Consider the following 13,557-nt stretch of genomic DNA (forward strand, 5'->3'; position numbering starts at 1 on the left):
TTTGTTTGCGTCTTTGAAACAATGGTTCTGGTATGACTGGGTATTACTTTGTATACGTTTTGTCATATGGCTCTCATTGGTGTTAACTACTATCCAACACCAAGACCATTTGACTGTGCCCCTTTGGATCATCATTCTTTGGGAAGTTATCTCATTTTCAGTACCTTGGATTTGTTTAATGTTCAGTTATCGCTATTATCTGTTTACTGAGATGGTTTTGTTTGGCGGAGTGTGCTTCTACTTAACCTTATTATTTCCGACGGCTTATCTTGCTTTTTTAATGCCAACTTTCATGATTGCGGCAAATAGTGCTCATAAATCATACCGTTGGTCGGGCTCTATCACAATTGTTTTGTTTCCGTTTCTTATTGCAATATTTTCCTCCGGAATAGATCTATGGCTGATTATCCTACAAATCGGTCTGGCTTTTGCGATGGGATTTTCCTTTCATTTACTAGTTCTCAATTACCGCCAAAATGAAATTATTCGCAATCAGAAGCTTGTATTGGAACAGTACATATCTCAGATTGAGCGGATTACTTTGTTGGAGGAGCGCGATAGACTCTCCAAAGATTTGCATGATACGATGGGGCATTCCTATACCTCGATCATTATGGGGATGGAAATATTGCGTACGGAATTAGCGACAAAAGATGGAGAGCAAAAACTCGACTCATTATTGCAATTGGCCCGTAACGGTATGGAGGAGGCGAGAACGTATTTACATCAAATGGATTCACCACAAGAATCGCTTCCTTTGACTGTTACTTTGCAACAATTAGCAGAGGAGTTTCAGAAACATGCAAAAGTAAATGTACGCACTCGAATAATAGGGGAAGAGTACATGGTCTCCAAACAAGCGAAAATGACGCTGTATCGGAGCTTGCAGGAATCGTTGACAAATGCGGTGCGCCATGGATATTCCACCGAAATTATTGTGTCACTGCATTTTGAGCCGCAACAGACAAGATTGGATGTGCAGGATAATGGCTGCGGAGTGGAGGAGTGGAAAGATGGCTTTGGTATAACTGTGATGAAAGAACGTGCGATACAGTTACAAGGGAGAGTCACTGTATACTCTGAAAAAGGCGAAGGGACTCTCATCTCATGTGTGTTACCCAGGCTTGTACAATTGTCCGATGAACGAATCCGCTTGTGTATCGTTGATGATCACTCGTTTATTCGAGAAAGTCTCCATACAATCTTGGATGGACAGGAGGGCTTGCAGGTAGTGGGGATGGCTGAAGACGGAGAACAGGCTGTGGAATTGTGCGAAAGCCTGAATCCAGATTTGGTATTAATGGATTTGGAGATGCCCAATATTGATGGGATTCGTGCGACCAAAATAATCAAGGGAAAATGTCCTGATATTCGTGTCCTCATTCTGTCAACGTTTCAGGATACAGAAAGGGCGAAGGAAATCATACGAAGCGGTGCTGACGGCTATTTGCTGAAATCCATAGAGTCGCGTGAACTGGTTGAATCGATTCGCCTCGTCTATCGGGGAGGCACGATGATTGACCAAGATTTGTTCCGTAGAATGTGGGACGGAAATGATGAGGCAGAGTCAGTCGAATCGAAGTCAGATGGAAAAGAGTATGGCTTAACGAAACGCGAAATAGAGGTTTTGAATCTTTTGTCTCAAGGAATCCGTTATAAAACAATTGCTTCGAAACTTTACTTATCAAACGGCACAGTACGAAATTACGCCTCCACTCTTTATGACAAGCTGGGAGTCAACAATCGAGAAGAAGCCGTGCAAAAAGCAAGAGATACAGGATTACTTTCGTAAGAGGGAGTGCTGTCATCTGCTAGGGGTACGTGAATGATTCTAGGTTTCAGGGACCACACTTCAAAAAATATAATTTGAACGTCTGTTATAGGCGATTTTATAGATTCTATAAATAATGTTTAATTTTCAATAAAGACAATCATATAAAACCCAACATAATCGATCTTATGTTGGGTTTTATAGTGAACGTTAGCTGTGTAACCCTTATACATGGAATTAATGGATGGCCCTCATACTCCGAATCGTTCACATACCTATACAGCATATATCTTTTAATAATGATTCCAATTTTTGATGATGTAGTAACATAATAAATCAAGATTCATTCAGTTTTGCTGCTTCAAGGTTTTCGTAAATCATTTTTGATCAAACTTTATTCCAAGCCAACACTTAGTAAGATTCTATCTTATCTTAAAAGTACTTATTTTTTTTGTGAATACGGGAACAAATTTATTTTATGTATTGTTTATTAAGCGTAATGGCTTTTTTAAAGAAGTAAGATGTCAAGAAAGGGATGGTAAAAATGAAAAAGATAATGATGTTAAAAGTAGGTCTATGTGTAAGTTTATTAGGAGTAAGTCAATTTGCTAGTGCGGTATTCCCAGTGCAAGCTGCAGAGAAAGTTGAGTAAAAGATAATTAAAAATCAAGAAGGTACTATTTCAATCTCTCAGTTAACTTCACATGTATGGGTTCATACAGAAATGGTTTATTTTAATGGAGAAGCAGTACCTTCAAATGGCTTAATTCTAAACACCTCTAAAGGGCTAGTGCTTATTGATTCTTCTTGGGATGACAAGCTTACAAAAGAATTAATAGAGATGATTGAAAAGAAATTTCATAAATCGATAACAGATGCAATTGTAACGCATGCTCATGTCGACCGAATTGGAGGAATTAAAACGCTAAAAGAAAAAGGGATTCAGGTACATAGTACAGCTCTAACGGCTACACTAGCAAAGAAAAATGGTTATGAAGAACCAATTGCGGATTTAAAGGAAATTACAAATATGAAGTTTGGAAATATAAAAGTAGAAACATTTTATCCAGGAAAAGGGCATACAGAGGATAATATTATAGTGTGGTTACCACAATATAAAATTCTATTTGGCGGATGTTTAGTAAAATCTACAGATGCGAAAGATTTAGGAAATGTTGCAGATGCATTTGTAGATGTATGGGCAGGGTCAGTTGAAAATGTAATGAATCGATATAGAAATATAAAATTGGTTGTACCAGGACATGGAGAGGTAGGAGATAAAAGTTTGCTTTCTCATACGCTAGATTTATTACAATCAAAATAGAGAGGAACTTAAAGGTTTGTTTGGTATGCAGATTTTTAAATAGTTTATATCAAATCTTTAGAAAGCAGAAAAAGATCTAGTTGAATTGATTTTTACTTAAGCTTAGCTTGATAGCGATGTGGCAGTACCCCTTGCCCATTAACCTAAGGTTTTTAATTATTCCCATAACGAAAGTTTCGACTTTTTACAATTATTCAGGAGAATTCAGCTCAATTCTTTTGTTATGGACAACAATCAATTTCTTAAGTTGATGGTGATGGGGCACTACTCTATAATGGTCAAATTAAAATTTAAAACAGTTATAGAGACTCTATTCCTCGAAAATATTGTAACTATTAAGTTGTAAAAAAGATATGATGCGAGGAAGTTTTTTGTAAATCAAAAAAAATTGATTAATTAGTTGCATAATAAATTAATCAGCGTATATACTATAAATATCAAAAAAAATTGATGAAGGGAAGTGAACTACGGTGGCACAAGATTTCCAGCTCTATGAGAAAAAGTTTAAAGCGTTGGCGGATCAAAAGCGTTTAGAGATTATGTATGAACTTTGCGGGCGAGGCCAGACGTGTGTATGTGATTTAACAGAGATTTTTGAAATGACGCAATCTAAGTTGTCCTATCATTTAAAGATTTTATTAGATGCAGGTTTAATTGTAAAAGAAACAAAAGGTACGTGGAGTTATTATGATTTAAATGATGCGGAAGTGAATAATTTATTATCAGAAGAATTGTGTTGTATCTTTAGAAAAACAGGAAAAGGTAGCTGCTGTTAAAATTTTGCGTCATTAATCAAAAAAAATTGATTAATAATATATAAAGAGGAGGAATAAGGTATGAAATATGTTCACGTTGGTATAAACGTTACGAATTTAGAGAAGTCTATTGAATTTTATGAAAAGGTATTTGGTGTATCACCAGTTAAGGTGAAAACGGATTATGCAAAATTTTTATTAGAGACGCCAGGGCTTAATTTCACGCTGAACGTACGAGATGAGGTGAATGGAAATCAGGTAAATCACTTTGGTTTCCAAGTGGATACAGCTGAAGAAATTACATTTCATAAAGAAAGATTAGAAAAAGAAGGTTTCTTTGCGCGTGATGAGATGGATACGACTTGTTGCTATGCAGTGCAAGATAAGTTTTGGGTAACAGACCCTGATGGGAATGAGTGGGAATTCTTTTATACGAAAGCAGATAGTGATGTTCACAAAATTGAAGAGTCATCTTGTTGCACGACTTCAAATGAGGTAGCTAAAAATTCTTGTTGTTAATAGGAGATGGAAAATAAAATGAAACGTTTATCTTTTCTAGACCGATATTTAACACTATGGATTTTTCTAGCGATGGCTGTTGGGATTGGTTTAGGGTTTGTGTTTCCTAGTGTAGTAGACGGACTGAATACATTACAAGTTGGCACAACGTCTATTCCGCTCGCTGTTGGTTTAATTGTAATGATGTATCCACCATTAGCGAAAGTTCGCTACGAGGAAATGGGCCGAGTATTTAAAGATGTTAAAGTGTTAGTTCTATCTTTAGTACAAAACTGGATTATTGGTCCGGTACTTATGTTTGTTTTAGCAATTATTTTTCTTCCTGATAAACCAGAATACATGGTTGGTCTCATTATGATTGGGTTAGCACGTTGTATTGCAATGGTAATTGTTTGGAACGATCTAGCTGATGGTGATAAAGAATATGCAGCTGGTTTAGTTGCTTTTAATTCGGTATTCCAAATGTTATTCTTCTCAGTTTATGCATACGTGTTTGTAACAGTAATCCCGGAATGGTTAGGGATTGAAGGGGCTATTGTCGATATTACAATGGTAGAAGTAGCGAAATCAGTATGTATCTACTTGGGAATTCCTTTTATAGCAGGTATGTTGACACGTTTTGTACTAGTAAAGCTAAAAGGAAGACAGTGGTATGAAAAGGTGTTTATACCTAAGATTAGTCCACTTACATTACTTGCATTGCTATTTACGATCATCGTTATGTTTTCTTTAAAAGGAGAGATGATTGTTAGCGTGCCACTAGATGTGGTAAGAATAGCGATACCGTTATTAATCTATTTTATTGTAATGTTTTTTGTTTCTTTCTTTATGGGAAGAAAAATTGGTGCAAACTATTCGGTGACAACAACGTTAGCATTTACAGCAGGTAGTAATAACTTTGAGTTAGCGATTGCTGTAGCAGTTGGTGTGTTTGGTATTCATTCGGGCGCAGCATTTGCAGCTGTTATCGGGCCTTTAGTTGAAGTACCTGTAATGATTGCACTTGTAAACGTTGCTTTTTGGTTTAAGCGTAAATATTTTAATAATCAACCAGTCTAATTTAAAAACAAAGGTGGAAAACAACATGGAAAACAAAAAGACAATCTACTTTTTATGCACAGGAAATTCATGCCGAAGTCAAATGGCAGAAGCTTGGGGCAAACAATATTTAGGAGATAAGTGGAATGTATATTCTGCAGGAATTGAAGCACAAGGAGTAAATCCAAATGCTATTAAAGCGATGAAAGAAGTAAATATTGATATAACAAATCAAACATCAGATATAATTGATGTAAACATTTTAAATCGTGCTGATTTAGTCGTTACCCTTTGTAGTCATGCGGATTCTGTTTGTCCTTCGACACCTCCGCACGTAAATCGTGTTCACTGGGGATTTGATGATCCAGCAGGAAAAGAGTGGTTTGAATTTCAACGTGTTCGCGATGAAATTGGTGAACGTATAAAACGATTTTCTGAAACAGGGGAATAAATAAAGGAAAGAGTCGATCTTCTATTGCATAGGTGATTGGCTCTTTTTTATTGCACATAGCCATGACTGCATTGGTTTACACAAATCACCAAAAAAATAGAGAATATTCTGTTAGGGTGATAAAGTTAGAAATGTATTTTATCATGTAGGTGTTCACGAATAATAAAGGTACTTAAAAAATAATAAAGTCATTTAAAAGATAATATAGTTGTTTAGAATTAGAGATGGTATGATGAATAATCACACTACTTTTCTCGTTTTGTGTATAATTAAATAATAGGATGTTTTAATATTGAAATAAGGGGTAGTATATTAGCGCAAGGGGGAGAATGATGGATAAGTTGTTACAAGAAATCATAGATTGGTTAAGGATGAGCGATGAACAAATTGTTATTGGTATTTCAGGACATGGTGCAGCTGGAAAAACAACGTTTGCTAATAGACTCGTAAAACTACTAAATCAAAATGAAGTAAATTATATTAATACAGATCCTTACATTGTCAGTTCGGATATCCGTAAGCATGCAATGATTCACTATACATATCAAAATGAAAATCATCGTTATAAAATGACAGCTTGTCATCCAGCGGCGCACCATTTGGCAGCTTTAGAAAGAGATATTCAGATGGTTAGAGCTGGGCTAGATTTTTATACGATAGATACGCATTATATGAAAAGTAAGTTGATTTCTTCGAAAAATAAAGTAACGATTGTGGAGGGAATGAGCGCCGCATTTATTAATCCTAATTTATTTGATTTGAAAATTTACTTTTATACAGATGGCGAAACGGAACTAATGAGAAGATCAAGCCGGGATATAGCTGAAAGGGGTGCTGATATAAATTATTTAAGGCAGTCTCATGAAGAACGCCGGATTCAATATGAAGTATTTATGCATTCGTATAGTCAGAGTTTTGATATCATTATCAAAACTTCTGATGAAACAATATGTTTAGAAAAAAATATATTTGAGTTTTATGAAGTCTAAATGAAAATACTCAATTTGTTAATTTCATTATGACGGTTAATTTTTCTTATTTAGTACTTGTATGAAACAAATTTATTATTTAATCAAAAATACATTCACTATGAAATAACTAGATTTTTAAAAAGATTTAGCAGCCTTCTTTCATCTACATAGATAGAAGGCTGCTGTAATTTTGGCGGCAAAATTACATAACTTTATTATTACTCCACAGTAGGGTATGATTCTTTATTTGAATAAATTAGGTGTATCTTAAAAATCCTTACTTTAAAAGGTTTTTATTCGGAAGTACAAAAACAAATTTTTGCATGAAAGGAGAATCGGATGAAACACATAATAAGAAATGTAGTAATGAATTATTTTAAAGAAATTCATTCACTACTAGTGGAAGAAGAATTACATAAGGACAGTTGGCATACAGATCTACACTATAAAATCGTCGTAAATGGAGATCGATATTCCGCACGGTTTATAAATAGCGATCGAACAATCAATCCAGCTTTTGGGGCGTTATCAAACGAACAACTGATAGAGCAAGTACGGTTTACGTATTATTTACGAGAGCATGGAATCCCATTTATGCAGATTAAGGAGAATAGGGCGGGAGAGTCATTTACATTTGTCACTTGGAATGATGAACAGTATCGGTTTGTATTGTCTGCTTGGATTGAAGGGGAACATATTACACATTGTACAGAAAATATTGCAGAAGCCTTTGGAAGGGAAGCAAGAAAGATCCATGATATTTCTTGCGCATTTCAAAGCTCGATTTTTCAAAAGAAATCTCACTTGGATGGGTATGCTGAATTTCTTAAGATGTTAGAAAGTAAGGCAAGTGCATGTAAGGAGGTACGGGAGTATATAGATCTTGCTACATATCATATAGAGTGCGCATATACGAGTGAATTAGAGTTTATCGTACAAACAGACTTAAATCCTTTGAATGTTTTATGGGACTCAAGTGAACAGGTAAAAGGAATTGTAGATTTTGAATCTATTAGTTATGTAGACCGCATTGAAGGATTATCCTTTTTAATAAAGTGGTATTCTCGAACAGAAGGAATACAATCACATGAAGTAAGTTCGAGTGTTGCTAGTGCATTTTTAGAAGGGTATAAGGCTAGTAATAGTTTAACATCAAATGATTATAAAAGACTTTATTCATTATTATGGCTATCCGGTAGTTTGAATTGGAATTTTGTGAAGAAAACGCTTAGTGTAATAAGTGATGAGAGGGAATTGGAAAAACATTTGGAAGTTTATAGAGTGCGGGGGGAAAGACTATCTTCATTGTTAATTTGTAGATAACATTTATCCCTTTAATTTGGGATTCAAAAAAGAAACCATATGAGGTGTTCTAAAAATGAAAATACAAATTGTATTGTTTGATGGATTTGGAGAGCTTGTCTCCTTTGCACCTTTTGAAGTATTAAATAGAGCGATAGAAGAAGGGGCTCCGTTTACAGTTGAATTCGTTTCAAGTGAACCGAAACAAGAAGTTACTACTTCGTTTGGAGTGACGGTTAAACTACATGATTTTTTACGAATGGATAATCGTCCGGATTTGTTAATTGTACCTGGTGGTGGCTGGAATCATAAAGCTGAACATAGGGCACGAAAGCAATTAGAAATTGGAACTCTGACCGAAATGATTAAAGAGATGCACAAAGCAGGAACGATTGTTGCGGGAGTTTGTACAGGAGGTATGTTACTAGCTGCATTTGGTATATTGAATGATAAAAAGGCGACAATGCATCATTTGGCGCAGAGTGAAATGAGTGAATATGGAGCAGAATTTCTTCCTTACAGAATTGTAGATCAAGGCGATATTATTACTGCAAGAGGAGTTACTTCAGGAATTGATTTAGGTCTTTGGATTATGGAAAGGTTTGCAAGTCCAAAAATTGCAGCTGCTGTTGAATATAGAATGGAATATGAGCGGCGAGGTGTTGTTTGGAAGTAATTTGACCTTAATCATAGTTTTTGCTGTAGAGCGTATTAAATATTCTAAAAGAGAAGGAGTCAACTCATACGAGTGGGCTCTTCCGTTTATATACTATATTGCTCATTTTTCACAGTAATATCCTTGTTAAAAAATCATAGAATGGATAATGTATTTTGTTTCATAGTGATAATGATTTTTATTGTATATTCATAAATTAGTAAAAAGTAGTTTACAAATTTGTGTGCAGCTTATATAATTTGATTCATATAAAAAAGTTTCCTTAGGGAAACTTAAGTGTGGATTTACATTCATATTATATTTTTTTGTTCAAAAGTTGCCTTTACGCAAAATAATTATATTAACGAAAAAAAGAAGGGGGAATACATAAAAAATGGATGAGGCTATAATTGTCAAAGATTTGTTTGTATCTTATCAGGGGAATCAAGTAGTTCAAAATGTTTCCTTCGATATTGAAAAAGGGAAACTCGTTGGAATTATTGGTCCAAATGGAGCGGGAAAATCTACTTTAATGAAAGCTGTTCTAGATTTAATCCCAAATGATAAGGGATACGTTCAAGTTCTTGGAGAGGATATTCGAAGTGCTAGAAAACATGTTGCATATGTACCACAAAGAAGTGATATAGATTGGGATTTCCCGATCACAGTTATAGATGTCGTGCTAATTGGAACGTATCCATCTTTAGGTATGATGAAAAGACCGAAGAAAGGGCATCGGGATTGGGCGTTTGAATGTCTCAAAAAAGTCGGAATGGAGGAGTTTAAAAATCGTCAAATTGGTGAGCTTTCAGGCGGACAACAACAACGTGTCTTTTTAGCGAGAGCATTAGCACAAAAGGCAGAGATATTTTTCCTGGATGAACCATTTGTTGGAATTGATGTAACAAGTGAAGAGACAATTATTAAAATTCTTAGAGAATTACGTACAGAGGGAAAAACGATTGTCGTAGTACATCACGATTTAAGTAAAGCGGAGTCCTATTTTGATAAATTGCTATTATTGAATAAGAGTTTAATTCACTACGGAGAAGTAAGGCAAGTATTAGAACCAACTGTTATGTCAAAAGCGTATGTGAACCAAGGAATATTGTTTAATCATGCAACGGAGGTACATTCATCATGAAGATTGTAGAATTTATAGATGCATTAACGCAGTACAGTTTTCTGCAGAAGGCGCTATTAACTTCCGTTATGGTAGGAGTTATTTGTGGTGTCATTGGATGCTTTATTATTTTACGAGGTATGGCATTAATGGGGGATGCTATTTCACATGCTGTTCTTCCTGGAGTAGCGCTTTCTTATATGATCGGAATGAACTATTTCATAGGAGCTGTTTTAACAGGTGTTATTACTGCAGTTGGAATAGGGTTTGTAAGTCAAAACAGTCGAATTAAACATGATATGGCGATAGGGATTATGTTCACATCTGTATTTGCTGTAGGGATTATTTTAATTACCTTTATGAAGAGTAGTTCAGATTTGTATCATATTTTATTCGGGAACGTCCTATCAGTTCGTTCTTCAGATATGTGGATGACGCTTATTATCGGAGTGGTCATTATCGGGCTTGTGATGCTGTTTTACAAAGAATTACTCGTATCCACTTTTGATCCAACGATGGCGCAAAGTTACGGATTACCGAACAAATGGATTCATTACGGCTTAATGATCCTACTTACAATGGTTACAGTAGCATCACTTCAAACTGTGGGAATTATTCTAGTTGTCGCTATGCTTATTACACCGGCGGCTACAGCATATTTATTAACAAATCGTTTATGGGTCATGATTTATTTTGCGGCAGGCATTGGTGCACTTTCATCTGTAGTAGGGCTATATTTTAGTTTCTCTTATAATCTTGCTTCAGGTGCAACAATTGTTCTTGTTGCAACATTCTTGTTCGCATTGGCATTCTTTTTCTCACCGTCACAAGGTTTGTTTTGGAGAGCTATCAAAATTAGAAAAAATAGAGCAGAGTTGTCATAATTGATTGGAGGATAAAAATGAAATTTAAAAATGTTTTACTTTCGATACTTTGTATTTTCGTATTTGCATTAACAGCGTGTTCGAGTAACACAAATGGAAAAGAAGAAGGCAGTGAAAAATTAAAAGTTGTAACTACATACTCTATTATATATGATATGGTGAAGCAAATTGGCGGAGATAAAGTTGAGATTCATAGTCTTGTTCCAATTGGAGCTAACCCGCATGAATATGATCCACTACCAAAAGATGTTATGAAAATGACAGATGCAGATATGGTATTTTACAATGGGCTAAACCTGGAAGAAGGGGGAGCGTGGTTTAAAAAACTATTAAAAACGGCAAATAAATCAGAGAAAGATGCACCTGTTTATAAAGTAAGTGAAGGTGTAGAAGCTATTTATTTAGAAACAAAAGGATTAGAAAAAGAACCAGACCCACATGCATGGATGAATATTAAAAACGGTATTGTATATGCTGAAAATGTGAAAAAGGCATTAATTAAAGAAGATCCTAAAAATAAAGAGTTCTATGCTAAAAATGCCGACAAGTATATAGCAGAACTTCAAAACTTACACGATGAGACAGTGAATAGAATTCATCAAATCCCTGAGGAAAAACGTTTCTTAATCTCTAGTGAAGGTGCTTTTAAATACTTTGGAAAAGCATATGATATTAAGACGGGATACATTTGGGAAATTAACTCAGAAAACCAAGGTACTCCAGATCAAATTAGAGATGTTGTAAGTGTAATTCAAACAAATAAAGTGCCAGCTTTATTTGTTGAAACAAGTGTAGATCGACGTAGTATGGAAACTGTTTCAAAAGAAACAAACGTGCCGATTGCAGGGACAATTTTTACAGACTCACTAGGTAAATCAGGTGAGGATGGAGATACGTATTTGAAAATGATGAAATGGAATATAGATACAATTATTAATGGATTACAAAAGTAAAACCTATCTGTTTCTCAGTGTAGCGTAACTATTGGAGATTTACAAAATAAGAGAAGGAAGAGCTAACTCCTTGGAGTTAGCTCTTTCGTTTGTGTATTAAATTGCTATATTCAATAATTCGGCTGAATATAACCTAATTGTATTCCCTTCGTGACAGCTTCTAAAGAAGATGAAACATTTAATTTATCAAATACGTGTTGAATGTGATTGGAAATTGTGTTCATATGTTTTAGCGTCTTGTTCTGGATGACGCATATCATATGGAATTCGTCTATCGAATTCTATGTGATATCTTATGTTCAAGGAACCTATAGGCGTTTTAAAGACTTGTAATTGTCTGTTGTTAAAATATACTAAAAAATAAACATTCCCCCTATAAAAAAGTTCTCCTTTAACCCATGCCTAAAGGAGAACGAAAGTCCAATATGCACTTTCCCGTCGTGTTATAACCTTTTGGTACTAATGAGTTTTTATATTTTTCCTATCTCACTAAATACGTGAGGGCTAAAAGTTCAGCAAGGAGCAATCCCAAAAAATTAATAAAGCATGAGAAAGAAACCATCGTGTAATAACTCGCATTTTATGCAGTTTTAGATTTTCTTTTCAATGTCTAATGAACTTCAATAATTATTAGCAGCTTCCTAAATATTGTTTCTTATTGACCAACCTGTTTATGCTTTTTTAACTTCAAAAAAGAATGTTCGTTCTTGTTGGATTGATAGGCATACCCGGTGGCCACGAATGTGAATTTTAATAAGGCAATTATTAAACATAATAAATTCTTTTACAATGATACATATTATCCTTATATAAAATGTTATTATTCGAACACCCAATCTTAAAAGGAGGAGCTATTTGTGTCTGAACATATAGAAATTATTTTGAGAACATTGTTATCTTTCTCGATTTTATTTATCGGAGCTAAAATATTAGGAAAGCAAATTATCGCTGAAATGAATACCTTTGATTTTATTGGTGCTATTTCTATCGGAAGTATTATTGCAAATTTGGCATTTAATTTAAATGTAAAAACTCATCATGCAGTTATCGCTTTTCTTATTTTAGTATTTATCATTTTAATGGTTAGTTATATATCCCTGAAAAGTCGAATAGGCAGAAAAATATTTGCAGGAAATCCAACAGTCATTATTGAAAACGGAAAAATTTTAGAAAATAATATGCGGAAAATGCGCTATTCTCTAGATTATTTAAACCAACAATTAAGAGAGAATGGTATTTTTAACATTGAAGAAGTTCTTTATGTCGTAGTTGAAACAAATGGTAAAATATCTGTTTTGAAAAAACCGGAATATCGTACTGTTACAAAACAAGATTTAAATATACCGACAAAAAAAGAGTGTAAGCTTCCCATCGAGCTAATTATGGATGGGGAAATTATGACAGAAAACCTAAAGCAAAACAATCATACGGAGCTAGAATTACAATGTGAACTAAAAAAACGTAACCTCCGCTACACAGATGTTACGTATGCTGTACGTGCTGCAAATGGAAATATCTATATTGATACATATAAAGATAACATTACTTCTCCAATGGACAAAGAATAAGCTATTTCTACTAAAAACACAAGTGAACATATCGTTGTGATGCTTCCACAAATGACTATAATTTATTTTAAATTGTCCATAAGAAAACATCATTCTTTCTCATCTAGCTTGTTTGGGGGTATTAAAGTTACTTAAGTTAATGGACATGTGATAAGAACCTATTAGCTATCAAGTTTAGAAACATATTCTTCCCCAAAAATCATAAAAATGAACTTCGGTGTTAAAAAATTCTTTTAGGGGGTA

At 34.5% G+C, this 13,557-nt stretch carries 12 protein-coding genes and 2 pseudogenes; 13 read left to right on the top strand and 1 reads right to left on the bottom strand.

What is annotated here, in order from left to right:
• The first annotated feature begins 1 nt into the window (after nt 1).
• From CO726_RS05195 to mntA, 12 genes and pseudogenes are all read left to right on the top strand, one after another.
• Nucleotides 2–1,792, top strand: coding sequence for a helix-turn-helix transcriptional regulator (locus tag CO726_RS05195; protein ID WP_099683541.1), 1,791 nt, complete (start codon nt 2–4; stop codon nt 1,790–1,792).
• A gap of 523 nt (nt 1,793–2,315) precedes the next feature.
• A pseudogene (gene bla, locus CO726_RS05200) lies at nt 2,316–3,095 on the top strand (subclass B1 metallo-beta-lactamase).
• A gap of 470 nt (nt 3,096–3,565) precedes the next feature.
• The gene (arsR, locus tag CO726_RS05210; RefSeq protein WP_098758197.1) at nt 3,566–3,871 is read left to right on the top strand and encodes an arsenical resistance operon transcriptional regulator ArsR; all 306 of its coding nucleotides are present in this window, start codon (nt 3,566–3,568) and stop codon (nt 3,869–3,871) included.
• Between the two features lie 60 nt (nt 3,872–3,931).
• Nucleotides 3,932–4,369: an ArsI/CadI family heavy metal resistance metalloenzyme gene (locus CO726_RS05215; protein ID WP_099683542.1), complete on the top strand. Its 438-nt coding sequence runs from the start codon at nt 3,932–3,934 to the stop codon at nt 4,367–4,369.
• 18 nt (nt 4,370–4,387) lie between these two features.
• Nucleotides 4,388–5,428 carry an ACR3 family arsenite efflux transporter gene (gene arsB / locus CO726_RS05220; protein ID WP_099683543.1) on the top strand — a complete coding sequence of 347 codons (1,041 nt, stop codon included), beginning with the start codon at nt 4,388–4,390 and terminating at the stop codon, nt 5,426–5,428.
• A gap of 25 nt (nt 5,429–5,453) precedes the next feature.
• A complete protein-coding gene (gene arsC, locus CO726_RS05225) occupies nt 5,454–5,858 on the top strand; it encodes an arsenate reductase (thioredoxin) (RefSeq protein WP_099683544.1) in 405 nt (134 codons plus the stop codon).
• A gap of 332 nt (nt 5,859–6,190) precedes the next feature.
• Nucleotides 6,191–6,847, top strand: coding sequence for a uridine kinase family protein (locus tag CO726_RS05230; protein ID WP_099683545.1), 657 nt, complete (start codon nt 6,191–6,193; stop codon nt 6,845–6,847).
• 321 nt (nt 6,848–7,168) lie between these two features.
• Entirely contained in the window at nt 7,169–8,152 is a 984-nt protein-coding gene (locus CO726_RS05235) for a phosphotransferase enzyme family protein (protein WP_136699391.1), read from the top strand.
• 55 nt (nt 8,153–8,207) lie between these two features.
• On the top strand, nt 8,208–8,807 hold the full coding sequence (locus CO726_RS05240) for a DJ-1/PfpI family protein (protein WP_099683546.1): 600 nt from the start codon (nt 8,208–8,210) through the stop codon (nt 8,805–8,807).
• A 373-nt stretch (nt 8,808–9,180) separates the two neighbouring features.
• Nucleotides 9,181–9,930, top strand: a complete 750-nt coding sequence (locus CO726_RS05245) for a metal ABC transporter ATP-binding protein (RefSeq protein ID WP_099683547.1) — start codon at nt 9,181–9,183, stop codon at nt 9,928–9,930.
• A complete protein-coding gene (locus CO726_RS05250; protein WP_099683548.1) occupies nt 9,927–10,793 on the top strand; it encodes a metal ABC transporter permease in 867 nt (288 codons plus the stop codon). Before CO726_RS05245 ends, CO726_RS05250 begins: the two co-directional genes overlap by 4 nt.
• A 17-nt stretch (nt 10,794–10,810) precedes the next feature.
• Nucleotides 10,811–11,746 carry a manganese ABC transporter substrate-binding protein/adhesin MntA gene (gene mntA, locus CO726_RS05255; protein ID WP_099683549.1) on the top strand — a complete coding sequence of 312 codons (936 nt, stop codon included), beginning with the start codon at nt 10,811–10,813 and terminating at the stop codon, nt 11,744–11,746.
• 110 nt (nt 11,747–11,856) lie between these two features.
• Here mntA and CO726_RS32330 read toward each other — a convergent pair.
• Nucleotides 11,857–11,964 (bottom strand): annotated as a pseudogene (locus tag CO726_RS32330) (response regulator transcription factor); the annotation flags it as partial.
• A gap of 639 nt (nt 11,965–12,603) precedes the next feature.
• Between CO726_RS32330 and CO726_RS05265 the strand changes: the two are divergent.
• Nucleotides 12,604–13,314: a DUF421 domain-containing protein gene (locus CO726_RS05265; protein WP_098758187.1), complete on the top strand. Its 711-nt coding sequence runs from the start codon at nt 12,604–12,606 to the stop codon at nt 13,312–13,314.
• The last annotated feature ends 243 nt before the right edge of the window (nt 13,315–13,557 follow it).

Origin of the sequence: Bacillus fungorum (assembly GCF_002746455.1) — a bacterium.
In the GTDB taxonomy this organism is placed as follows: Bacteria; Bacillota; Bacilli; order Bacillales; family Bacillaceae_G; genus Bacillus_A; species Bacillus_A fungorum.

Bases quoted from the DNA above. Each gene is read 5' to 3' on its own strand.
- CO726_RS05215 (WP_099683542.1), top strand. From the start codon at position 3,932: ATGAAATATGTTCACGTTGGTATAAACGTTACGAATTTAGAGAAGTCT.
- arsB (WP_099683543.1), top strand. From the start codon at position 4,388: ATGAAACGTTTATCTTTTCTAGACCGATATTTAACACTATGGATTTTT.
- arsC (WP_099683544.1), top strand. From the start codon at position 5,454: ATGGAAAACAAAAAGACAATCTACTTTTTATGCACAGGAAATTCATGC.
- CO726_RS05230 (WP_099683545.1), top strand. From the start codon at position 6,191: ATGGATAAGTTGTTACAAGAAATCATAGATTGGTTAAGGATGAGCGAT.
- CO726_RS05235 (WP_136699391.1), top strand. From the start codon at position 7,169: ATGAAACACATAATAAGAAATGTAGTAATGAATTATTTTAAAGAAATT.
- CO726_RS05240 (WP_099683546.1), top strand. From the start codon at position 8,208: ATGAAAATACAAATTGTATTGTTTGATGGATTTGGAGAGCTTGTCTCC.
- CO726_RS05245 (WP_099683547.1), top strand. From the start codon at position 9,181: ATGGATGAGGCTATAATTGTCAAAGATTTGTTTGTATCTTATCAGGGG.
- CO726_RS05250 (WP_099683548.1), top strand. From the start codon at position 9,927: ATGAAGATTGTAGAATTTATAGATGCATTAACGCAGTACAGTTTTCTG.
- mntA (WP_099683549.1), top strand. From the start codon at position 10,811: ATGAAATTTAAAAATGTTTTACTTTCGATACTTTGTATTTTCGTATTT.